This is a genomic window from Microbacterium sp. 22179 (assembly GCF_052045715.1).
GTDB lineage: Bacteria > Actinomycetota > Actinomycetes > Actinomycetales > Microbacteriaceae > Microbacterium > Microbacterium galbinum.
Window position 1 is genome coordinate 585,711 of record NZ_JBQEPJ010000001.1, and the last position, 19,523, is coordinate 605,233.

General features: G+C 67.8%; 23 protein-coding genes. 15 read left to right on the top strand and 8 right to left on the bottom strand.

Going from position 1 to position 19,523, the window contains the following annotated elements; translation table 11 throughout:
- Nucleotides 1-32 precede the first annotated feature (32 nt).
- Nucleotides 33-533 carry a DUF2004 domain-containing protein gene (locus tag ACTJKK_RS02795; RefSeq protein ID WP_247622613.1) on the top strand — a complete coding sequence of 167 codons (501 nt, stop codon included), beginning with the start codon at nucleotides 33-35 and terminating at the stop codon, nucleotides 531-533.
- A 15-nt stretch (nucleotides 534-548) separates the two neighbouring features.
- Here the strand turns inward: ACTJKK_RS02795 and lipA are convergent, their stop codons facing one another.
- Both lipA and lipB read right to left on the bottom strand, forming a co-directional pair.
- On the bottom strand, nucleotides 549-1,538 hold the full coding sequence (gene lipA / locus ACTJKK_RS02800; protein WP_247622612.1) for a lipoyl synthase: 990 nt from the start codon (nucleotides 1,536-1,538) through the stop codon (nucleotides 549-551).
- Nucleotides 1,535-2,173 carry a lipoyl(octanoyl) transferase LipB gene (lipB, locus tag ACTJKK_RS02805; RefSeq protein ID WP_440746926.1) on the bottom strand — a complete coding sequence of 213 codons (639 nt, stop codon included), beginning with the start codon at nucleotides 2,171-2,173 and terminating at the stop codon, nucleotides 1,535-1,537. The genes lipA and lipB overlap by 4 nt, the downstream gene beginning before the upstream one ends.
- Nucleotides 2,174-2,269: 96 nt before the next feature.
- On the opposite strand from lipB, the gene ACTJKK_RS02810 reads away from it, so the two are divergent.
- Both ACTJKK_RS02810 and ffh read left to right on the top strand, forming a co-directional pair.
- Entirely contained in the window at nucleotides 2,270-2,857 is a 588-nt protein-coding gene (locus tag ACTJKK_RS02810; RefSeq protein ID WP_247632313.1) for a TetR/AcrR family transcriptional regulator, read from the top strand.
- A gap of 61 nt (nucleotides 2,858-2,918) precedes the next feature.
- A complete protein-coding gene (gene ffh, locus ACTJKK_RS02815; RefSeq protein ID WP_247622609.1) occupies nucleotides 2,919-4,475 on the top strand; it encodes a signal recognition particle protein in 1,557 nt (518 codons plus the stop codon).
- Here the strand turns inward: ffh and ACTJKK_RS02820 are convergent.
- On the bottom strand, nucleotides 4,372-5,337 hold the full coding sequence (locus ACTJKK_RS02820) for an EamA family transporter (protein WP_440746927.1): 966 nt from the start codon (nucleotides 5,335-5,337) through the stop codon (nucleotides 4,372-4,374). The genes ffh and ACTJKK_RS02820 overlap by 104 nt on opposite strands.
- Nucleotides 5,338-5,415: 78 nt before the next feature.
- Here ACTJKK_RS02820 and ACTJKK_RS02825 point away from each other — a divergent pair, with 78 nt between their 5' ends.
- Nucleotides 5,416-6,297: a LysR substrate-binding domain-containing protein gene (locus ACTJKK_RS02825; protein ID WP_440746928.1), complete on the top strand. Its 882-nt coding sequence runs from the start codon at nucleotides 5,416-5,418 to the stop codon at nucleotides 6,295-6,297.
- 60 nt (nucleotides 6,298-6,357) lie between these two features.
- Here ACTJKK_RS02825 and glpK read toward each other — a convergent pair whose 3' ends face one another.
- The 3 genes from glpK to ACTJKK_RS02840 all read right to left on the bottom strand — a co-directional run bounded on the left by glpK (nucleotide 6,358) and on the right by ACTJKK_RS02840 (nucleotide 10,460).
- A complete protein-coding gene (gene glpK, locus ACTJKK_RS02830) occupies nucleotides 6,358-7,872 on the bottom strand; it encodes a glycerol kinase GlpK (RefSeq protein ID WP_247956081.1) in 1,515 nt (504 codons plus the stop codon).
- Between the two features lie 35 nt (nucleotides 7,873-7,907).
- On the bottom strand, nucleotides 7,908-8,663 hold the full coding sequence (locus tag ACTJKK_RS02835; protein WP_247622605.1) for an MIP/aquaporin family protein: 756 nt from the start codon (nucleotides 8,661-8,663) through the stop codon (nucleotides 7,908-7,910).
- An 87-nt stretch (nucleotides 8,664-8,750) separates the two neighbouring features.
- Nucleotides 8,751-10,460: a glycerol-3-phosphate dehydrogenase/oxidase gene (locus ACTJKK_RS02840; RefSeq protein ID WP_440746929.1), complete on the bottom strand. Its 1,710-nt coding sequence runs from the start codon at nucleotides 10,458-10,460 to the stop codon at nucleotides 8,751-8,753.
- Between the two features lie 174 nt (nucleotides 10,461-10,634).
- On the opposite strand from ACTJKK_RS02840, the gene ACTJKK_RS02845 reads away from it, so the two are divergent.
- On the top strand, nucleotides 10,635-11,534 hold the full coding sequence (locus tag ACTJKK_RS02845; RefSeq protein WP_247624697.1) for a sugar-binding transcriptional regulator: 900 nt from the start codon (nucleotides 10,635-10,637) through the stop codon (nucleotides 11,532-11,534).
- A gap of 3 nt (nucleotides 11,535-11,537) precedes the next feature.
- On the opposite strand, the gene ACTJKK_RS02850 is transcribed toward ACTJKK_RS02845, so the two are convergent.
- Nucleotides 11,538-12,689: a glutamate--cysteine ligase gene (locus ACTJKK_RS02850; protein ID WP_440746930.1), complete on the bottom strand. Its 1,152-nt coding sequence runs from the start codon at nucleotides 12,687-12,689 to the stop codon at nucleotides 11,538-11,540.
- A gap of 208 nt (nucleotides 12,690-12,897) precedes the next feature.
- On the opposite strand from ACTJKK_RS02850, the gene rpsP reads away from it, so the two are divergent.
- Genes rpsP through ACTJKK_RS02875 form a run of 5 tightly spaced genes read left to right on the top strand, consistent with a single transcriptional unit; the run spans nucleotide 12,898 to nucleotide 15,688 of the window.
- Nucleotides 12,898-13,335, top strand: coding sequence for a 30S ribosomal protein S16 (rpsP, locus tag ACTJKK_RS02855; protein WP_247622602.1), 438 nt, complete (start codon nucleotides 12,898-12,900; stop codon nucleotides 13,333-13,335).
- A gap of 6 nt (nucleotides 13,336-13,341) precedes the next feature.
- A complete protein-coding gene (locus ACTJKK_RS02860) occupies nucleotides 13,342-13,572 on the top strand; it encodes an RNA-binding protein (RefSeq protein WP_247622601.1) in 231 nt (76 codons plus the stop codon).
- On the top strand, nucleotides 13,556-14,188 hold the full coding sequence (rimM, locus tag ACTJKK_RS02865) for a ribosome maturation factor RimM (protein WP_440746931.1): 633 nt from the start codon (nucleotides 13,556-13,558) through the stop codon (nucleotides 14,186-14,188). The genes ACTJKK_RS02860 and rimM overlap by 17 nt, the downstream gene beginning before the upstream one ends.
- A gap of 19 nt (nucleotides 14,189-14,207) precedes the next feature.
- Complete coding sequence (trmD, locus tag ACTJKK_RS02870; protein ID WP_440746932.1) at nucleotides 14,208-14,903, top strand: tRNA (guanosine(37)-N1)-methyltransferase TrmD; 696 nt, start codon at nucleotides 14,208-14,210, stop codon at nucleotides 14,901-14,903.
- A gap of 44 nt (nucleotides 14,904-14,947) precedes the next feature.
- Nucleotides 14,948-15,688 (top strand): class I SAM-dependent methyltransferase, encoded by a 741-nt coding sequence (locus ACTJKK_RS02875; protein WP_440746933.1) that lies wholly within the window; start codon nucleotides 14,948-14,950, stop codon nucleotides 15,686-15,688.
- Between the two features lie 12 nt (nucleotides 15,689-15,700).
- On the opposite strand, the gene map is transcribed toward ACTJKK_RS02875, so the two are convergent.
- On the bottom strand, nucleotides 15,701-16,483 hold the full coding sequence (map, locus tag ACTJKK_RS02880; RefSeq protein WP_440746934.1) for a type I methionyl aminopeptidase: 783 nt from the start codon (nucleotides 16,481-16,483) through the stop codon (nucleotides 15,701-15,703).
- Nucleotides 16,484-16,596: 113 nt separating this feature from the next.
- Between map and ACTJKK_RS02885 the strand changes: the two genes are divergently transcribed.
- The 5 genes from ACTJKK_RS02885 (at nucleotide 16,597) to ACTJKK_RS02905 (ending at nucleotide 19,488) form a co-directional block, all read left to right on the top strand.
- Nucleotides 16,597-17,085, top strand: coding sequence for an MFS transporter permease (locus ACTJKK_RS02885; protein ID WP_440746935.1), 489 nt, complete (start codon nucleotides 16,597-16,599; stop codon nucleotides 17,083-17,085).
- Nucleotides 17,086-17,252: 167 nt separating this feature from the next.
- A complete protein-coding gene (gene rplS / locus ACTJKK_RS02890) occupies nucleotides 17,253-17,600 on the top strand; it encodes a 50S ribosomal protein L19 (protein ID WP_247622595.1) in 348 nt (115 codons plus the stop codon).
- Between the two features lie 117 nt (nucleotides 17,601-17,717).
- On the top strand, nucleotides 17,718-18,452 hold the full coding sequence (gene lepB, locus ACTJKK_RS02895; protein ID WP_247622594.1) for a signal peptidase I: 735 nt from the start codon (nucleotides 17,718-17,720) through the stop codon (nucleotides 18,450-18,452).
- Nucleotides 18,449-19,108, top strand: a complete 660-nt coding sequence (locus tag ACTJKK_RS02900) for a ribonuclease HII (protein WP_440746936.1) — start codon at nucleotides 18,449-18,451, stop codon at nucleotides 19,106-19,108. Before lepB ends, ACTJKK_RS02900 begins: the two co-directional genes overlap by 4 nt.
- Before the next feature lie 53 nt (nucleotides 19,109-19,161).
- Nucleotides 19,162-19,488 (top strand): DUF2469 family protein, encoded by a 327-nt coding sequence (locus tag ACTJKK_RS02905; protein WP_247622592.1) that lies wholly within the window; start codon nucleotides 19,162-19,164, stop codon nucleotides 19,486-19,488.
- Nucleotides 19,489-19,523 lie beyond the last annotated feature (35 nt).

A 19,523-nucleotide genomic window follows, 5' to 3' on the forward strand; every position in this document is an offset into this window, starting at 1 on the left:
CGTCGCGAGCATGAGGCTGGTTTCATAGCGGTATGGCGATCGAACACGACTACTTCGGGCTCCTGTCCTCAGGGCCGGACGGATCGATCTTCTGGTCGGAGACGGTCGAACTCGGCGACCAGAGCGTCACCGTCGACCTGACCGCGCCCGATCAGGACGATGTGTCGTCCGAGGCGCTCGATATTGCCGCCTCGCTGATCGCCGGGCTCGAGAACGTCGACGACACGGCACGTCGCGGGATGCTGTCGGAGGTCGACGATCGCACGAGCGAGGTGACTGAGTACATCCTGCAGCAGCAGGAGGCCTACGGTGACGACCTCCCCGATGTCCTCGTCGACATCTCGGGCGACGCCGCCGTCGACATCATCCGTTCTCTCCGGCTCATGAGCATGACGATCCTCGCCGACGAGCACGGCGGGTCCGAGCCGTTCGCGGTGCTGGAGTACGCGCTCGACGCCGCCACCACGGACGACGTGCTCCTGGTGAACCTCGGTTCCGACGGCAGCGTGCAGTCGGTGATGAGCGCCGACTGACGCGACGGTCTGTGCTCAGACCGCCTGGGCGAATCCCAGATCGGCGCTGTCGGCGATGTGGGCGAGGTGCGCGGGGATCTCCCGTCCCTTCGACACCATCGACTGCGCCCACAGGCGGCCCGCACGGTACGACGAACGCACAAGGGGCCCGGCCAGGACACCGAGGAACCCGATGCGCTCGGCCTCGTCCTTGAACTCGACGAACTCCGCCGGCTTCACCCAGCGCGCCACCGGGAGGTGACGCGGCGACGGGCGCAGGTACTGCGTGATGGTGATGATGTCGCACCCGGCGTCGTGCAGATCCTGGAGCGCCTGGACGACCTCCTCCGGTTCCTCACCCATGCCCAGGATGAGGTTCGACTTGGTGATGAGGCCGGCGTCTCGCGCCTGTGTGATCACGTCGAGCGAGCGCTCGTAGCGGAACGCCGGGCGGATGCGCTTGAAGATGCGCGGCACGGTCTCGACGTTGTGCGCGAAGACCTCGGGGCGCGCATCGAAGATCTGCCCCAGGAACGCCGGATCGGCGTTGTGCTCGTTGGCCAGCAGCTCGACGCCGGTGTTCGGATTGAGCTCGTGGATCTTGCGGACGGTCTCCGCGTTGAGCCAGGCTCCCGTGTCCGGCAGATCGTCACGCGCGACGCTGGTCACCGTCGCGTAGCGAAGGTTCATCCGCACCACGCTCTCGGCGACCCGACGCGGCTCGTCGGTGTCGTAGTCGGCGGGCTTGCCGGTGTCGATCTGGCAGAAGTCGCACCGGCGCGTGCATTGCGAGCCCCCGATGAGGAAGGTGGCCTCGCGGTCCTCCCAGCACTCGAAAATGTTGGGGCACCCGGCTTCCTGGCACACGGTGTGCAGGTCCTCGCTCTTCACGAGCGACTGCAGGGCCGTGTACTCCGGGCCCATCTTCGCCTTGGTGCGGATCCATTCGGGCTTGCGTTCGATCGGCGTCTCGGCGTTTCGTACTTCGAGGCGGAGGAGCTTGCGCCCCTCGGGGACGGCGGTCATACGGTGACTCCTGAGTACTCGGTGGCGAAGGTGCGGATCACGGAGGAGAGGACGTCGGCGGGGGAGACGTCCGCCCCGACGATCTCGCTGATGGTGGTGACGCCGGCGTCGGTGATGCCGCACGGGATGATGTCGCGGAAACCGGCGAGGGAGTTGTCGCAGTTGAGCGCGAACCCATGCATCGTCACACCCTGCTGCACCCGCACGCCGATCGCGGCGACCTTGTCCTCGGACAGCGGGCGGCGCACCCAGACGCCGCTCCTGCCCTCGACCTGGTAGCCGTCCACGCCCAGCGGTCCGAGGACGTCGATCAGTAGACGCTCCAGACGGCGCACGTGGGCGACGACGTCGAGTGGCTCCTCGAGTCGGACGATGGGGTATCCGACGAGCTGACCCGGTCCGTGCCAGGTGATCTTCCCGCCGCGGTCGACATCGATCACGGGCGTCCCGTCCGCGGGGCGTTCGTGCGGCTCGGTGCGCTTGCCGGCGGTGTACACGGCCTCGTGCTCGAGCAGGATGAGCGTGTCGGGGCGCGTGCCGTCGACCACGTCCCTGTGGATCCGTCGTTGAAGATCCCAACCCTCGGCGTAAGGGACGAGGTCCGGAGCGAGTCCGGCCGTCACGATGTCCAGCATCCGATCTCCCGTCGAAGCGCATTGTTGTAACGCGTCCAACAATACGCCTCTCGATGCGCGCCGCGACCTATCGGCGCGGCGCGGTACCGTGAAGGCATGAAGACCACCGGTCGTGCCGGACGCCCGAAGGCGTCGTCCCGCGAGACGCTCGCCGAGGCCGCCTGCGAACTCTTCCTCGAGCAGGGGTACGAGTCGACCTCCATCGCCGAGATCACTCAGCGGGCAGGGGTGAGCCGGTCGAGCTTCTTCAACTACTTCGCGTCGAAGAGCGACGTGCTCTGGTCGGGGCTCGACGCTCGCATCGCTGAGGCGTCCGATGCTCTCGACGTCCTCGATCGTGACGCGAGCGACGCGGACGTGCGCTTGATCCTGCTCGCAGCGGTGCGGGAGTTCGCCCCCGACCCCCTGGCCCTCGCACTGCGGAACGTCGCGGCGATGGGCCTCGAGGACGAGCTTCCGCGCGACGCGGGTGTGCGCCAGGCGCGGCTGGCTGCGGCGATCGCACAGGCCGCCCGTACCTCGGGGATCGATGAGATCCGCGCCGACATCCTCGGTGCGGCTCACGCCGCCGCGGTGCTCTCGTCGCTGCGGGTCTGGGCGGAGCAGGGAGCGGGTCGTGCGGCACCCGAGAACGTGCTCCGCGATGCGCTCGACCTCATCGGCGACCTCCGCTGGTCCCGCTGATTCGACAAGCCGGGTCGAGCCGACGATCCGCGTCGGTCGACTCGCGTAGAATCGGAGCACCATGGCTACGTTTGGCACGCTCTCCGATCGGCTCACCGAGACCTTCCGCAATCTGCGCACGAAGGGAAAACTCACCGCGAGCGATGTCGACGGCACCGTGCGCGAGATCCGCCGCGCACTCCTCGACGCGGACGTCGCACTCACGGTGGTCAAGGACTTCACGGCGAAGGTCCGCGAGCGTGCGCTCGGAGACGAGGTCAACAAGGCGCTGAACCCCGCCCAGCAGGTCGTTCAGATCGTCAACGAGGAGCTGGTGCAGATCCTCGGCGGAGAGCAGCGTCGTCTGCAGTTCGCGAAGACCGCTCCGACCGTCATCATGCTCGCCGGCCTCCAGGGCTCGGGAAAGACGACGTTCGCCGGAAAGCTCGCCAAGCAGCTCGAGGGCGAGGGGCACACGCCTCTGCTCGTCGCCGCGGACCTCCAGCGCCCGAACGCCGTGAACCAGCTGCAGGTCGTCGCCGAGCAGGCCGGCGCCACCATCTACGCCCCCGAGCCCGGCAACGGCGTCGGCGACCCGGTCAAGGTCTCGCGGGACGGTGTCGAGCACGCGCGCCGCCAGCAGCACGACGTCGTGATCATCGACACCGCCGGACGACTCGGCGTCGACGCCGAGCTCATGAAGCAGGCGGCCGACATCCGCGCGGCGGTCCAGCCCGATGAGGTCCTGTTCGTGATCGACGCGATGATCGGTCAGGATGCCGTCAACACGGCGAAGGCGTTCCAGGAGGGCGTCGATTTCACCGGTGTCGTGCTCTCGAAGCTCGACGGCGACGCGCGCGGTGGAGCCGCGCTCTCGGTCGCGTCGATCACCGGTCGCCCGATCATCTTCGCCTCCACGGGTGAGCGTCTCGAAGATCTCGAGCCCTTCTACCCGGATCGCATGGCGAGCCGCATCCTCGACCTCGGTGACATCCTCACTCTGATCGAGCAGGCGCAGCAGGCGTTCGACGAGGAAGAGGCGATGAAGGTCGCCGAGAAGCTCGCGACCGAGCAGTTCACCCTCGAAGACTTCCTCGAGCAGCTTCAGCAGATGAAGAAGATGGGCTCGATGAAGAAGATGCTGGGGATGCTCCCCGGCATGGGCCAGATGAAGCAGCAGCTCGACGACTTCGACGAGCGCGAGATCGATCGCACCGAAGCGATCATCCGGTCGATGACGCCGGGTGAGCGCCGCAATCCGAAGGTTCTCAACGGCTCGCGCCGCCTGCGCATCGCCCGGGGTTCGGGCATGACGGTCACCGACGTGAACCAGCTCGTCGCCCGCTTCGAACAGGCCGCGAAGATGATGAAGACCGTCGCCCGCGGCGGTACCCCGAACATCCCCGGCATGGGCCCGGTCCCTGGAATGGGACGCCCCGGCGCATCGTCCAAGCGCGGGAAGAAGGGCAAGTCGTCGAGCGGATCGCGCTCGGGCAACCCGGCCAAGCGTGCGGCCGAGAACTCCGGAGCCGTCGCTACCGCGCAGCCGACCGGTTCGGGATTCGGTCTGGGCGGCGGCGCGAAGGCGCCGACCGAGGCCGATCTCGCCGAGATCCAGAAGCTGTTCGGCAAGAGCTGACGGCCCGCCCGGGCATCGCCGCGAACTGCCCGCCGACCAATGCGGCGAGGACGACGGCGATCCCGACTCCCTGCATGCCGGTGAACGACTCGCCGGCGACGACGACGCCGAGGAGCGTCGCCACCACCGGGGAGAGCAACGCGAGCAGTCCGGGCGCGATCACCGGCAGTTTCTGGATGCCGCCGAACCACAGGGTGTAGGCGAAGATGCCGCCCACCGTCGCGAGCCACGTGTAGCCGAGTGCGGCCGTCGCGTCGATCGCGGGGGGCGTTCCCTCGATCAGGAGCGTGAGGGGCAGGAGAACGAGACCTCCGGCGCCGAGCTGCCACCCCGCGTAAGTGATGGGACCGACCCCCTTCGGCCGTCCCCAGCGCTTCGTCAGGACCATTCCGGCGCCGGTCGCCGTCACGCCGCCGAGCGCCGCGAGGACTCCCCACGCGTCGAGCCCCGCCGACGGCCCGAGGACGATGAGTGCGACGCCCATCGTGCCTCCCAGTGCCGCAGCCGCGGAGAATGGACGGATGCGTTCGTGCAGCACGAGCGCACCCAGCGCGAGCACGATCAGCGGTTGAGCGCCGGCGACCGCGGCGGCCACCCCTCCCGGAAGACGCTCGGCGGCGAGGAAGAGCAGGGGGAAGAACGCCCCGATGTTGAGCGCGCCGAGCACCACGGCCTTTCCCCACCAGGCGCCGCGGGGGAGCCTGCGCGAGAGCAGGATCGCGAGGACCCCGGCGGGGAGGGAGCGCAGGAGTCCGGCGAAGAGCGGATGCCCCGGCGGCAGCATCTCCGTCGTGACGAGGTAGGTCGTTCCCCAGGCCATCGGTGCGAGGGCGGTGAGGAGCAGGATGCGCAGACGGTTCATGTTCTCAGCATGGACACGCAGCCAACATGAATCCAACGCATTCTGAGCATGCTGTTCATGACGTGAGATCATGTGCAGATGGAGCTTCAACAGATACGCTACGTCGTCGAGGTGGCCGCGACGCGGAGCTTCACCCGAGCCGCCGAGCGTTGCTTCGTCACGCAGTCCGCGCTGAGCCACCAGATCGCCGCCCTCGAGCGGGAGCTGGGTCAGCGACTGTTCATCCGGTCGAGCCGCGGTGTCCGAATGACCGAAGCGGGGGAGGCCTTCCTCCCACCGGCACGCAGCGCGCTCGCTTCTGCGCAGCAGGCCATCGATGCGGTGGCCGCCGAGCCCGATCAGCTGGACGGCACCGTTCGGATCGGAATCATCCCGACGGTCGTCGCCGTCCGCGTTCCGCGCCTCCTCGCGTCGTTCCGAGCCGCACACCCCGCCGTACGAGTCGAACTGGAGATGGGCAACAGCGATGACCTCGTCGCGAAGATCCGGCGCGGCGATCTCGATGTCGCGCTTCTCGGGCTGCAACCGGGCGCCGAGCCCCGCGGTGTCGGATACCGGGAGATCGCCATCGATCATCACGTCGCGGTGCTCCCGCGTGCCCACCGACTCGCGGCGCGCACCCGACTGAGACTCGGCGATCTCGCCGAGGACGTCTTCGTGGACTTCCCGGCCGGGACGTCGGGGCGAGCCCAGAGCGACGTCGCCTTCCGGGCGGCGGGCGTCGATCGCGACGTCGCATTCGAAGTCGACACGGCCGGAGTCATGCTCGGCCTGGTCGCCGAGGGACTCGCGGTCGCGCTCCTCACTCCGGGGGCGGTTCCCGCGGGTATGGCCGGGGTGAGCACGGTCACGGTCGCCGACGGCCCGAGGCGAGCGGAGTACGTCGCCTGGGATCTCGACTCGCCTCGGCGTGTCGCTCGTGCGTTGCTGACGGTGCTTGATGGGGAGGCATCCGTCTGACAACGGCGACGGGGCGGGCCCGGAGTTCCCTCCGGACCCGCCCCTCGCGGTGATCGGTCGTTACTTGACGTCCTCGTCGACCCAGTCCATCGACTTGGTGACGGCCTTGCGCCACAGGCGCAGCTGGCGGTCGCGCTCGTCACTCTCCATGGAGGGCTCCCAGCGACGGTCTTCCTGCCAGTTTGCGGAGAGCTCATCCAGGCCGCTCCAGAACCCGACGGCGAGGCCGGCGGCGTAGGCGGCGCCGAGGGCGGTCGTCTCCGCGACGACCGGTCGCACGACCGGCACGCCCAGGACATCGGCCTGGAACTGCATCAGAGCGTCATTGGCGACCATGCCGCCGTCGACCTTGAGCTCCGTGAGGTCGACGCCCGCGTCCGCGTTGACCGCGTCGAGCACGTCGCGGGTCTGGAAGGCCACGGCCTCCAGTGCGGCGCGCGCGATGTGGTTCTTGTTCGCGTAGCGGGTGAGGCCCACGATCGCGCCACGCGCATCCGGTCGCCAGTACGGTGCGAACAGGCCCGAGAACGCCGGGACGATGTACACGCCGCCGTTGTCCTCGACCTTGTCGGCCAGTTCCTCGACCTCGGGGGCCGAGGAGATGATGCCGAGCTGGTCGCGCAGCCACTGGATTAGCGATCCGGTGACGGCGATCGAACCCTCGAGCGCGTAGTGTGTCGGAGCGTCGCCGAGCTTGTAGCCGACGGTGGTGAGCAGACCGTTCTTCGAGTGGACGACCTCCTCGCCGGTGTTGAAGATGAGGAAGCAGCCGGTTCCGTAGGTGTTCTTGCTCTCACCGGTCTGGAAGGCGGCCTGTCCGAACGTCGCGGCCTGCTGGTCGCCGAGGATGCCGGCGATCGGCGTCTCGCGCAGCAGCGAGGAGTCCTCCGCCGCACCGTAGACCTCGGAGGAGGAGCGGATCTCCGGCATCATCGAGCGCGGCACGCCGAACGCCTCGAGGATGTCGTCGCGCCACTCGAGCGTCTCGAGGTCCATGAACATCGTGCGCGAGGCGTTCGTGACATCGGTCACGTGCACGCCGCCGTCGACGCCGCCGGTGAGGTTCCACAGCACCCAGCTGTCGGTGGTGCCGAAGATGAGGTCCCCGGCTTCCGCCTTCGCGCGCGCACCCTCGACGTTCTCGAGGATCCACGCGATCTTCGTCCCCGAGAAGTACGTCGCCAGCGGGAGTCCGACGATCGGCTTGAAGCGCTCGACTCCGCCGTCGGCCGCGAGGCGGTCGACGATGTCCTGCGTGCGGGTGTCCTGCCAGACGATCGCGTTGTAGGCGGGCTTGCCGGTCGTCTTGTCCCAGACGACGGCCGTCTCGCGCTGGTTGGTGATGCCCACCGCCGCGATGTCGTGGCGGGTGAGGTCGGCGCGGCTCAGTGCGAGGCCGATGACCTCCTGCACGTTGCGCCAGATCTCGGAGGCGTCGTGCTCCACCCAGCCGGCCTTCGGCAGGATCTGCTCGTGCTCCTTCTGGCCCGTCGCGATGATGCTGCCCTTCTTGTCGAAGATGATCGCGCGGCTGGAGGTGGTTCCCTGATCGATGGCGAGGATGTAGTCAGCCATGGTGTGTTCTCCTTTGAAGTGGGATTCGGGTGGCGTCAGGCTGCGAGGCCGAGCAGGGCGGGGGCGGCGAAGGCCGCGATCGCACCACCGATGAGCGGTCCGACGACCGGCACCCACGAGTAGCTCCAGTCGCTCGAGCCCTTGCCCTTGATCGGGAGGATCGCGTGGGCGATGCGGGGGCCGAGGTCACGGGCCGGGTTGATCGCGTAGCCGGTCGGTCCACCGAGCGAGGCGCCGATGGCGACCACGAGCAGCGCGACGGGCAGCGCGGTGAGCGGTCCGAGGCCTCCCGGCACGCCGACCTCGATGTCGCCGTAGTCGGCGAATCCGAAGATCACGAACACGAGGACGAACGTACCGATGATCTCCGTGACGAGGTTCCAGCCGTAGGAGCGGATCGCGGGGCCGGTCGAGAAGACGCCGAGCTTGTTGGCGGCCTCCGGCTCCTCATCGAAGTGCTGCTTGTAGGCGAGCCAGACGACGATCGCACCGAGGATCGCACCGAGCAGTTCTGCGGCGGTCGCGACGAGGAACATCGTGAAGGTGATCTTGCCGGCGATCGCCAGGCCGATACCCACGGCCGGGTTGAGGATCGCACCCGAGTACGCCGAGACGATGACACCCGCGAACACCGCGAGGCCCCATCCCCAGTTGACCATCAGGAAGCCGCCGCCGAAGCCCTTGTTCTTCGCGAGGGCGACGTTGGCGACGACACCGCATCCGAGAAGGACCAGCATCGCCGTGCCGACGAACTCCGACAGGAAATAGAGACCGAGATTGACATCAGGCATGTCTTCTTTGACCTTTCTTACGTGTCACGTCATCCCTGCCGTGACACTTCTTGGGTTACGCCGCGGGGAGGCGGCGGTTCCGTCTCGTCAGCCGCGGGTGCGGGACGAGATGTCGAGGCCGTGCCGCTCGTTCAGCAGCTGGCGGGTCTGTTCGAGTTCAGCATCGTGCCTCGAACGGTCCCAGTCCAGTAGGGGAGCGAGCGCGTCGGCGATCTCATCGAGGACCTCGGCATCGGCATGACCGGTGAACGCGATGCTCGTGCGACGCAGGATGACGTCCTGCAGGCGCGCGACGAGCTCGTTCTGCACCATCCACTCGAGCTCCCGGGTGGAGAGGTCGCCGCCGGCGAGCGGGGCGTCCGCTCCCTGCTCGACGTACTCCCAGACCTGGGCGGCGCGGGTGCCGTAGCGGGCGAGGAGCTTCTCGGCGCGGTCTCCGGCGCCCGCGAGGTTCTCCTGAATCCAGATGCGCTTCGCCTTCTCGGTGCGCGGGAAGTCGCGGCCGCCGCCGATGGCTCGGCCGGCGGTCGAAACCGTGCGGGTGCGGTTCAGCAGGCCGAGCACGACGTCGGAGAGCGACTCGCCGAGCGCACGGAAGGTCGTCCACTTGCCGCCGACCAGGCTCACGAGCGGGACGGCGCCCTTCTCGTCGACCTCGATGCGGTAGTCGCGCGAGACGAAACCGGGTGCGGTGTCCTCGTGACGGGGGAGCGGACGGATGCCGGAGAACCGGTACACGATCTGCTCACGGTCGACCGCGATCTGCGGGAAGACGTGGTGGATCAGGTCGAAGAAGTAGTCGACCTCCTCCTCGGTGCAGACGGCGACCTCGCGGGGATCCGCGTCGATGTCCGTCGTTCCGACGAGCACCTTGCCCTTGAGCGGGTAGATCAGCACGATACGACCGTCGGAGTGCTCGAAGAAGATCTCGCGTCCACGCGTGGCGGCGAGCAGCTCCGGGTGGTCGAGCACGATGTGCGACCCCTTGGTGCCGCCCATGAATCGCGTGTCAGTGCCGAGGGCGTCGTTCGTCAGGTCGGTCCAGGGGCCGGAGGTGTTGACGACCACGTCGGCCTTCACCGGGAACTCCGTGCCGCTCTCGCGGTCACGGAGGACGATGTTCTCGCCGTCGCGGGCGATCGCCTCGACGTAGTTGAGCGCGTGCGCGCCCGGGTGCGCGGAACGGCCGTCCTGCAGGACGTCGAGGGCCAAGCGCTCCGGGTCGTGCATGGACGCGTCGTAGTACGTGGCGGTGTATTTGATGTTCGGGTCGAGCGCGGGCAGTTCGGCCAGCGAACGCTTGCGGCCGAGGAAGCGGTGGCGCGGAACGCTACCGCCGTCACGGGAGAACGTGTCGTAGATCGTCAGACCGATCTTGATGAGGAACGCACCGCGCTCCTGCGGCTTGCCGCTCTTGTGCGTGAGAAAGCGCAGGGGCGCCGAGAGGATGCCCGAGAACGTCGAGTAGATCGGGATCGTCGTCTGCAGCGGCTTCACGTAGTGCGGAGCGATGCGCAGGAGGCCGTTGCGCTCTTCGACGGACTCGCGAACGAGACGGAACTCGCCGTTCTCGAGATAGCGGATGCCGCCGTGGATCATGTGGCTGGACGCCGACGATGCCCCGGAGGCGAAATCGCCGCGTTCGACGAGGACGACGTCGACGCCCTGGAGGGCGAGGTCACGGAATGTCGATATTCCGTTGATGCCGCCACCGATGAGCAGCACCGTCGTGCGTCCGGATTCGCGGAGCGCGCGTACGTCGTCGCGCTCGGCCGATGAGTGTGTCGATTCGATCATTCTCGAGCTCGCTTCCTTGCTTGCCCCCCAGCATCGACCTCTCGTCCGCTGCGCGCAAGCCCAGTGCACATATGTGCAAGGATCGAGGGCAAGGAGGCGGTCTTGGCTGATCACAGTGCACATCCGCGTGACGGGAAGCTGGTCGCCGCGCTCACCGCGGCCCAGCTCTACTACATGCAGGACAAGACGATGGAGGTCATCGCGCGCGAGCTCGGCACCTCCCGCTCATCGGTATCTCGTCTTCTGAGCTATGCCCGGGAGAGCGGTCTGGTCGACATCCGCATCAATTCGCCTCTCGAGCGGCTCGGGATGCTCGAGCAGCGGATCCGCGATCGCCATCGCATCGTGGCGCACGTCGTTCCCATGCCCGAGATCGTCAGCGAGGTCGAGCGCCTGGAACGGGTGGCGTTGACCGCGGGGCGACTGCTGTCGCAGTTCGTCGACTCGAACATGATCATCGGCGTGGCGTGGGGGTCGACCATCAGTGCGGTCAGTCGCGGCCTCACGCAGAAGGAGACGCACAACACGACATTCGTGCAGTTGAACGGTGCGGGAAACACCCAGACCAGCGGTGTCGAGTACTCGAGCGACATCCTCCAGCGCTTCGGCAGCGCGTTCGGTGCGCAGGTGCAGCAGTTCCCGGTGCCGGCGTTCTTCGACGATCCGGCGACGCGCGAGGCGATGTGGCGGGAGCGGAGCACACGGCGTGTGCTCGACCTGCAGTCGAAAATGGACATCGCGGTCTTCAGCCTCGGATCGCCTGCGGCCGAGGTGCCGAGCCGGGTGTACGTCGGCGGATACCTCGGGCGCGACGACTATCGGAGCCTGCGCGAGGACCATGCGATCGGAGACGTCGCGACCGTCTTCTTCCGCGCCGACGGCTCCTGGAAGGACATCCGTCTCAATGCGCGGGCGACCGGCCCGACACTCGATCGCCTGCGACGCGTACCCCGACGGGTCTGCGTCGTGTCCGGCATCCCCAAGCTCGCCAGCCTCCGTGCGGCGATCGCCGCGGATCTGATCACCGATGTGGTCCTCGACGAGGGACTCGCCCGCCGCCTGGCGGAGGACTGACGGTCAGGCTTCGTGCGTCGAGGCCTCCGGGCCGGAGCGGAACTCGCGGATCAGGTGCTGCACGACCTCTCCGAGGTCGCCCTCGGCGGCGTCCGCTACGGCCACCTGCCGCGCATAACTGGCTCCGTCGCGCAGGATCGTGCCGACGCTGCCGAACTCCCGTTCGCATCCGAGCGCTCGTGCCACGGGCGCGAGTTCGTCGAGGGTCTCGGCGAGGTGATCCCGCACGTCGCGCTGCGCGCCGGAGTCGTCGACGATCACCCGCGCGTCGAGTCCGTAGCGGGCCGCGCGCCATTTGTTCTCGCGGTGGAACCAGGAGGGCAGGGCGGACAGCGGGCGTCCCTCGTCGAGTTCTCGCGAGAAGTGCTCGACGAGGACCTGCACGAGCGAGGCGACCGCGGCGAGTTCGGGGAGCGTCGACATACCGTCGCAGGCGCGCACCTCGATCGTTCCCCAGCGGGGCGCGGGGCGGATGTCCCAGCGGACCTCGGAGGCATCCTTCATCACGCCGGTGCGGACCATGTCTTCCATGTACGACTCGAACTGCGCCCAATCGTGCAGGGGCCAGGGAAGCCCGGCGGTCGGCAGCTGCTGGAACACCAGCGCGCGATTGGAGGCGTATCCGGTGCGCTCCCCGGCCCAGAACGGACTCGATGCCGCGAGTGCCTGCAGGTGGGGGAGGTACGCCGTGAGCGCGTTGATGATAGGGAACACCTTGCGATGGTCATCGACGCCGACGTGCACGTGAATGCCCCAGATCATCATGTTGCGGCCCCACCACTGCGTGCGCTCGATCAGCGTGTGGTACCTCGTCTTATCGGTGACCTGCTGGTCGTACCACTGCGCGAACGGGTGGCTGCCGGCCGACAGCAACTCGATCCCGATCGGGTCGGTGGCCCCGCGCACCGCGGCGATCGCCCGGGCGATGTCGTCGACCGCGTGGGCGACGGACTCGCCGACGCCGCTCGTGACCTCGATCGTGTTGGTGAGGAGTTCACCGGTGACGGTGTGGCGTTCGCTGGCGCTCTGTTCCTCGAGAACGGCGAGGAGTTCGGGCGCTCGTCCGGCCAGATCACCGGACGCCGGATCGGCGAGCATGATCTCCCACTCCAGGCCGACGGTGGAGCGGGCTGAGGGGGCGAACTCGAGCGTCACGTGCACATTCTGGCACGCGGCCGACGCGACACGGCAAAGCCGGAGTCCTCACGTTTCGCGCCCGGGCTCGGCATCTGGCAGAATAGAAGGTCGGACGGCATGCTCGACCCTCTATCCAGCTTCCGTCCTCCTCTTTGAGCTTCCGCCGGATGTGCACCCCACTCTCCAGGCGACCAGTTCGTTTCCTTCCACACAATTCAGGAGAATCGTGGCTGTCAAGATTCGTCTCAAGCGCCTGGGCAAGATCCGTGCGCCGTACTACCGCATCGTCGTCGCCGACTCGCGCACCAAGCGCGATGGTCGCGTGATCGAGGAGATCGGCAAGTACCACCCCACCGAGGAGCCCTCGTTCATCGAGGTCGACTCCGAGCGTGCGCAGTACTGGCTCTCCGTCGGCGCGCAGCCGACCGAGCAGGTCGCCGCGATCCTCAAGATCACGGGCGACTGGGGCAAGTTCAAGGGCGACGCCGACGCGAAGTCGACCCTCAAGGTCGCCGAGCCGAAGGCCGCCTTCGAGGTCGACTCCTCGAAGAAGTCCGTCGTCAAGCCCAAGGCGGAGAAGAAGGTGGAGGCTCCCGCTGAGGAGGCTCCCGCCGCCGACGCCGACGCGGAGGCCGCCGAGGCTCCCGCCGCCGACGCAGAGTAATCCGTCGTGCTCGCCGCCGCGCTCGAACACATCGTCAAGGGGATCGTCGATCACCCGGAAGATGTGCGCATCACCGCATCCACGTCGCCGCGAGGCGATCTCCTCGAGGTGCGCGTGCACCCCGATGACCGTGGACGCGTGATCGGGCGCGGCGGCCGCACCGCCAAGGCACTCCGCACGCTCGTCGCCGCCCTGGCCGACGGCCGTCGCGTGCGCGTCGATGTCGCGGACGACTGACGTGGTGCCGCAGGACACCCCACAGGGCAAAAACCAGCTCCGGGTGGGGCGCCTCGTGAAGGCCCATGGCCTCAAGGGCGGGCTCAAGCTCGAGCTGTACACCGACAACCCGGAGCGTCGCTTCGTCACGGGAGCCGAGTTCACGTTGCAGGTGCCCGAGGCATCTCCGTGGCACGGCAAGACCATCACCGTGCGCGAGTACCGGGTGATGAACGGCAACCCGGTCGCCTTCTTCGACGACGTCGACGACCGCACCGCCGCCGAAGGCCTCGTGCGGGCCATCCTCTGGATCGACCAGGACGTCGACGAGACCGAGGACGACGCGTGGTTCGACCACCAGCTCGTGGGCCTCGATGTCGTCCGTGACGGCACCGTGGTCGGACGCGTCCAGCGCATCGAGCATTTCCCGGCGCAGGATCTCCTCATCGTCAAGTCCGGTGAGAAGGAGATCATGGTGCCGTTCGTCTCGGCGATCGTTCCGACCGTCGACGTCGCTGCCGGTCGAGTGATCGTCACCCCGCCGCCCGGGCTCTTCGAGGAGCTTCCGGATGCCGACGACGACTCGCCGGCGGCCGAGGAACCGCTCGCAGCCGAGGATTCCCCGGCGGCCGAGTAGCCGCTGAGAGGTCCCTCCCGTGCGCATCGACGTCCTCTCCATCTTCCCGTCGTACTTCGACGGTCTCACGCTCTCCCTGCTCGGCAAGGCGCGCGATGCGGGCATTCTCGACCTGAACGTCCACGACCTCCGAGACTGGACGTCGGATCGTCACCGCACCGTCGACGACACCCCGTACGGCGGGGGTGCCGGAATGGTCATGAAGCCGGAGCCCTGGGGGCTCGCGCTCGACCAGGTCGCCGCGGCCACCGAACGTCCGACGATCATCTTCCCTTCGCCGGCCGGTGAGGTCTTCACGCAGGCCACCGCGCGCGATCTCGCGACGCGCGAGCACATCGTCTTCGGCTGCGGCCGGTACGAGGGCATCGACGAGCGGGTCTTCGAGTACGCCGCGGCGCTCGGCGAGGTACGTCTGATCAGTCTCGGCGACTACGTGCTCAACGGCGGCGAGGTGGCGACGATGGCGATGATCGAGGCCATCGGACGCCTGGTGCCGGGAGTCGTCGGCAATCCCGAGAGCCTGGTCGAGGAATCGCACGAGGACGGCCTGCTGGAGTACCCCTCGTACACGAAGCCGGCGGTCTGGCGGGAGCGCGCCGTTCCGGAGGTGCTCCTCAGCGGGAACCACGCCCGCATCGCGCAGTGGCGCCGTGATCAGCAGTTCGAGCGCACACGAGCGCGTCGACCGGACCTGCTCGCCGACGACGCCGACTGACGGGGACGGATAGACCGCCTCCTTCTCGGTGATACCGTCCGAGGATGATCGATCGCGCGCTCGCGGATTCCTTCCAGACCATCGGAGCGGACTACGACCGCTATCGACCGGGTTTCCCGGATGCCGCCGCCGACCTGATCCTGCCGGAGCGGGTCGGGGCGGTGCTGGACCTCGGTGCCGGAACCGGCAAGTTCACCGAGCTTCTGATCGGTCGCGCGACCTCCGTCCAGGCAGTCGAGCCGTCCGAACCGATGCTCGACGTGCTGCGGGCGAAGCTGGTCGATGTGACGGCGCATCTCGGCACGGCCGAGAGCATCCCCCTCTCCGACGCCTCCGTCGACGCGGTCACGGTGGCGCAGGCGTTCCACTGGTTCGAGCGCGAGGCGGCGTGTGCCGAGATCGCTCGCATTCTGACGCCCGGTGGTGTCCTCGGGCTGGTCTGGAACCACTCCGATCCCGCCTGCACCTGGGACCGTGCTGCTCACCGCATCGCTCATCCGGCAGTGGGCGCCGACGATCAGACGACCGGGAGTGCCGTCGAGGATCTTCCCGGCTTCGAGTTCGACTCGCGTGCGGTGATCGCGTGGTCCGAGAACATCTCACGTGATGACTACCTGCGTCGGTGGGGCACGATCAGCAGTGTCCTCGTCGCCGACCGACGATCGAAGACCGAGATGCTCGCGGCGATCGAAACGGTCCTCGACGACGCCCCCGAGACGAGTGGGCGGGCGGAGCTGGTTCTCCCGCAGCTCACCGAGGTGTACAGGTACCGCCGGACGGCGTGACCGCGAGCACGCTCAGTCGACCCCGAGGAACGATCGGTCGGTCAGCACGATGGGTCCGTCCGCGGTGATCGCGACGGTGTGCTCCGAGTGCGCGCCGCGCGAACCGTCGACGCTGCGCAGAGTCCAGCCGTCGGGGTCGGTCACCAGCTCGTCGGTCGTCGCGAGGAACCAGGGCTCGAGTGCGAGCACGAGTCCGTCGCGGAGCGGGAATCCGCGTCCGGCGCGACCGTCGTTCGCGACGTGGGGGTCTCCGTGCATCGTGCGACCCACTCCATGCCCGCCGAAGTCCGTGTTGATCGAGTACCCCTCGCCATGGGCGACGGCTGCGACGGATGCCGAGATGTCGCCGATCCGGTTGCCGACGACGGCCGCGGCGATGGCGGCATCCAGTGCGCGCTCCGTCGTCTCGATCAGCCGGAGGTCCTCGTCGCGAGGGGTGCCGACCACGAACGACACGGCGGAGTCGGCCACCCATCCGTCGACGGATACGGCGAAGTCGAGCGAGACGAGGTCGCCGTCACGCAACGTGTAGTCGTGGGGGAGCCCGTGCAGCACTGCGTCGTTCACCGATGTGCAGATGACCTTCCCGAACGGGCTCGCACCGAAGGACGGGTGGTAGTCGATGTAGCAGGACTCGGCACCGCGCTGACGGATCAGGTCATGGGCGCGACGGTCGATGGAGAGGAGGTTGGTCCCGACCTTCGTATCGGAGCGCAGTGTGGTCAGCGTCTCCGCGACGAAGCGGCCGGCTGCGCGCATCTCGTCGATCTCGGCAGGGGTGCGCAGTTCGATCATTCGGGGGAGTCCTCTCGTCCTCGTCCATTCTCCCCGATCCGGGGGGACGCGGCGTCGCCGCGCTCACAGCGAACAGCCGTGCGAGCCGCCGCCCACCGGCATACCATCGGAGCATGTGGTTGCGACGGGCGTTCTTCCGCTGGCTCCTGCCGGCGGCCTTCCTCCTGCCCCTGTGGCTCCTCGTCGGATGGGGAGTGTTCCAGGGCGGATGGGCCATCCTCTGGGTGCTGTTCATCGCGATCCCGTCGGTGTTCCTGGGCCAGTTGCTCCTCACCCTCCTCACTCGTTCGCGTCCGTCGGTGCGCGCCGACCGTGCCGTGTCGTGGTGTGACGTGGCCGGGTTCACGCTCTGGCACGGTCTCACGATCGCGGTCGGATGCTTCATCCCCGGGGTCTTCCCGTGGTTGCTGACCGCCGCGGTGATCGTCGGCCTCGCACTCGTCTGGTTGCAGGGGTGGCAGCTCTGGAGCGAGGCCAAGGGCAGCGGGGCGCGGTTCCGCGAGACGATCGCCTGGTCCTCGTTCCCGGCATCCGATGACGCATCACCGGAGCCTCGCCCGCGCGAGGTCATCATCGTGCAGGAGAAGGACCCGCTCGGCTGAGACGCGTGTTTTGGCGGCTGCGGTCATCCATGGCAGAATAGATGTTTGTGCCGTGACCGGTTCTGCCTCAGGGGAACCCGCGGATGCTTCGGCCCCGTACGGTGCACACCCATTCTTGTTCCTTCCACCATGCATGCGACCTGAGGCGAGTGCAGAGAGAGACGATCATGCAGATCCTCGACGCCGTAGACGCGGCTTCCCTCCGTTCGGACATTCCGGACTTCTTCCCCGGTGACACCGTCAAGGTGCACGTCAACATCACCGAGGGCAGCCGCTCGCGTATCCAGGTCTTCCAGGGCGTCGTCATCGGCCGCTCGGGCGACGGCGTGCGCGAGACCTTCACGGTCCGCAAGATCAGCTTCCAGGTCGGCGTCGAGCGTACCTTCCCGGTGCACTCGCCGGTGATCGACCACATCGAGGTCGTCACCCGCGGTGACGTCCGTCGCGCGAAGCTCTACTACCTGCGCCAGCTGCGTGGCAAGAAGGCGAAGATCAAGGAGAAGCGCGACCGCTGAGTCGGCGCATCTCCACAGCACCCCAGGACACGATGTCCTGGGGTGCTTTGTTTCGTCCCCGGTATGCGAACCTTGATACTGCCGCTCGATGGCACGCACGACTGACGAAGGATGCCGATGACCTCTGAACCCTCCGCCGCGCCCGCCACGGGCACGAGGCGGCGCCGTGGACTGCTGGTCTTCCTGCGCGATGTGCTGATCATCATCCTGATCGCCGCGCTCGTCTCGTTCGTGGTCAAGACCTTCATCGTCCGCTCGTTCTACATCCCCTCGGCATCCATGGAGCGCACGCTCATGGTCAACGACCGCATCCTCGTCGATGAGCTCACGCCGCGATGGACGGGGTACGAGCGCGGGGACGTGGTGGTGTTCCAGGACCCGGGCGGATGGCTCGGCGACCAGCCGCAGCCGCCGGCATCCCCTCCGCTCGTGCAGGCGATCGACGGCGTGCTGACGTTCATCGGCATCTCCGCCTCCGATTCGCAGGACCATCTCGTCAAGCGCATCATCGGCCTCCCCGGCGATCACGTCGTGTGCTGCAATGCCCTCGGCCAGATCACGATCAACGGTGCTCCGATCGACGAGCTCGACTACCTGAACCTCCCCGAAGGAAACACCGCGGCGTCGAACGAGCCTTTCGACGTCGTCGTGCCCGAGGACTCGCTGTGGCTGCTCGGCGACAATCGCACTCGGTCGCGGGACTCGAGAGCGCATCAGGAGCTTCCCAGCGGCGGCTTCGTCCCGGTGTCGAACGTCGTGGGGAAGGCCTTCCTGACGACCTGGCCGTTCGGGCGGATCGGGGCGATCGACGGACACCACCAAGCCTTCGACAGCGTTCCGGACGAAGAATGACGGTCGTTTCCCCGACCCTCACGCTCGAGCGGCGCATCCTCGGAGACAGCGCCCTGATCATCTCGCTCGACGAGGTCGGTCGCGGTGCGCTCGCGGGCCCGGTCGCGGTGGGCGCGGCGGTGATGGATGCCGCCGGTGCGCGACGTCGTGTGCCCGAGGGGCTCCGCGACTCCAAGCTCGTCACCGAGCGACGTCGACCCGATGTCGCGGAGCGGGCGACGGCGTGGGTACGCGCCTCGTCTGTCGGATGGGCCAGTGCCGCGGAGGTCGACGAGGTCGGCATCATCCGGGCACTGGGTCTGGCCGCCTCCCGTGCCGTCGATGCGGTCGTCGCGCAGGGCACGTCGAGCGCGGGGGCGGTCGTGCTGCTCGACGGGAACCACGACTATCTCTCGGCCGTGCATCATTCCGTGCTCGACGTGCGTCCGGTGATCAAAGGCGATCGGGACTGCGCTTCCGTCTCGGCCGCATCCGTGATCGCGAAGGTCGCGCGCGACGCGCACATGGCCGAGCTCCACGCCGACTACCCGCAGTACCAGTGGGATCGCAACAAGGGATATGCGAGCACCGAGCATCGAGAGGCCATCCGCACGCTCGGGCTCTCCCCGCTGCATCGTGCGTCGTGGGCGATCGCCGATGCTCCCGCCCTGTTCTGAGCACCGGGTGCGGTGCCGCACGCGGGCTCTTGCGACCCTAGGATGGAACCACCATGGATGAGGAAGCCTTCGACGACTACGACCGCGAGCTCGAGCTCGCGCTGTTCCGCGAGTACCGAGACGTGGTCTCGCAGTTCCAGTACGTCGTCGAGACAGAGCGTCGGTTCTACCTCGCGAACGATGTGAACGTCGTGCGGCGCGACACGGAGCACGACTTCTACTTCGAGATCTCGATGAGCGATGTGTGGGTGTGGGACATCTACCGCGCCGATCGCTTCGTGAAGGCCGTACGTGTGCTGACCTTCAAGGACGTCAACGTCGAGGAGCTGCAGCGCCGGGAGTTCGAACTTCCCCAGGAACTCTCGCTCGACGGCGAGTGAGTCGGAGAAGCGCACCTCTCCTGCACCACTGACGC